The organism is Collinsella sp. CLA-ER-H11, assembly GCF_040092445.1.
Lineage (GTDB): Bacteria > Actinomycetota > Coriobacteriia > Coriobacteriales > Coriobacteriaceae > Collinsella.
On record NZ_JBBNLN010000024.1, the window covers coordinates 1 to 2,259 of the forward strand.

At 57.0% G+C, this 2,259-nt stretch carries 1 protein-coding gene; it reads left to right on the forward strand.

Translation table 11 applies throughout. The annotated features are described in order from the left end of the window. Positions 1 to 302 precede the first annotated feature (302 nt). Entirely contained in the window at positions 303 to 1,997 is a 1,695-nt protein-coding gene (locus AAAX35_RS09520) for a phospho-sugar mutase (RefSeq protein ID WP_225094043.1), read from the forward strand. Positions 1,998 to 2,259: the final 262 nt, after the last annotated feature.

The following is a 2,259-nucleotide window of genomic DNA, read 5'->3' on the forward strand; positions in this document are numbered from 1 at the left end:
CCATCGCGCCGAGAGTACTGCGGGGTCAGCCCGTGGGAGGCCAGGGCGCCGCTGACCGGTGGACGGCACCGAGCCGTACGCTTGAACTGAGAAGGGGGAGGCCTCGCGGCCTCCCCCTTTTTGCGTTAAAGGCGGCATTCACTAAGCAATTAAATCAATCCAATCATCCACCGGTGAATATAAACGTTCACCGTTCTTTGGTCGGTTCTTTGTTCTCAATGGACTAATATTTGCTTTAGCGCACTGCTGCGCTTGTCCTGTTTTACACGGGTCGTTTTATTGATTGTGACGGAAGGACTCACATGGCAGATGTTCATGAGCTGCTTGATACTTGGATTGCCAATGTCAAGGACGAGGAGCTCCTCGCTGAGCTTAACACGATGAAGGAGCAGGGTGACGAGGACGCCATCACCGACGCTTTCTTCCAGGATCTCGCCTTCGGTACTGCCGGCCTTCGCGGCACTATCGGTGCGGGCACTAACCGTATGAATATCTATACGGTCGGTCGTGCGACCCAGGGATTCGCTGACTACCTCAATGCAACCTTCGAGCATCCGACGGTCGCCATCGCTCGTGATAGCCGCAATAAAGGTGAGCTGTTCGTCAAGACGACGGCTGCCATTCTTGCAGCAAACGGCGTGACTGCCCTCGTGTATCCCAAGATTTCTCCTGTGCCGACGCTCTCCTGGGCCGTCCGCGACCTTAAGTGCTCCGGTGGCATTTGCATGACCGCTAGTCATAATCCGGCGCCTTATAACGGCTATAAGGCCTATGGCCCCGACGGCTGCCAGATTACTAGCGAGGCCGCCGATGCAATTTCTAAGGCTATCGCCGAGACCGATACGTTCACCGGCGTGAAGTCCATGGACTTCGATGAGGCTCTTGAGCAGGGTCTGGTCAAATGGATCGACGACTCGTGCCTCGAGCGTTATTACGACGCCGTTCTCGCCCGCGGCGTGACTAACCTTTCTACCGAGGAGATCGCTGGCGCTCCGCTTAAGCTCGTCTACACTCCGCTCAACGGCACCGGCCTCATTCCCGTCACGACGGTGCTCGAGCGCGCTGGCATCACCGATGTCACGGTTGTTCCCGAGCAGAAGGAGCCTAACGGCGATTTCCCGACCTGCCCGTATCCTAACCCCGAGATCCGTCAGGCCATGCAGAAGGGCATCGATCTCTGCGAGCAGGTTCACCCTGATTTGCTGCTTGCAACCGATCCCGACGCCGACCGTGTTGGCGTTGCCGTTAAGAATGGCGATGACTATCTGCTGCTGACCGGCAATGAGATGGGCGTTCTGCTGCTCGACTATATCTGCAAGACCCGTGCTGCCCGCGGTGAGGACCTTACTAAGAAGGTTGCCGTTACTACTATCGTTTCTTCTGCCATGGTTGACGCTCTGGCCGACGAGTACGGTTTTGAGCTCCGCCGCTGCCTGACGGGCTTCAAGTACATCGGCGACATCATTACTTCTCTTTCCGATGCTGGCGAGGTCGATCGCTTTATCTTCGGTTTTGAGGAGAGCTACGGCTATCTGGCCGGCGACCACGTGCGCGACAAGGACGCCGTCAGCACTTCGCTTCTGATTTGCCAGATGGCGCAGTATTATAAGCTCCAGGGCAAGAACCTTGCCGATGCGATGCACGAGTTGTACGAGAAGTATGGCTACTATCACAACAAGACGATTTCGCTAAGCTATCCGGGCGCTGAGGGTGCGGCAAAGATGGCCGGCATCATGGCTGGTCTGCGCGAGAACCCGCCCGCGGAGCTCGCCGGTTCCAAGATTGAGGCCGTCGTGGATTACAACACCTGCGTGAACGGCCTGCCGAAGGCTAACGTAATTGAGTTCGATCTTGAGGGCGGCAACAAGGGTATTGTTCGTCCTTCCGGCACCGAGCCCAAGATTAAGCTGTACATCTTCGCTAAGGGCGCGGATGCCGCCGAGGCAGATGCAGCACTTGACGCGATTGAGGAGTCCGGTCGCAAGCTGCTGGCATAAGGTATTTAAGAGTCTATTGCTATAGATGGGCGAAAGAGGGGATCTCGGATGCGAGGTCCCCTCCTGTTTTTAACCAGCCAGCCGAGAGTACTTATATGTGTAGGAAATGTGTACGCCCAGATTCCCGCCCCCGGGGCCCCTCCGGTCTGGCAATATATCTCCTTGCCGCGCGGCCCGGTCGGACCGGATGAGCCGCAAAGCGTGCACCTTGAGAACCGGATACTGCGAGGATGGACACTTCAAGTGTCGCATCCGGGCAGAC

Bases quoted from the DNA above. Each gene is read 5' to 3' on its own strand.
- AAAX35_RS09520 (WP_225094043.1), top strand. From the start codon at position 303: ATGGCAGATGTTCATGAGCTGCTTGATACTTGGATTGCCAATGTCAAG.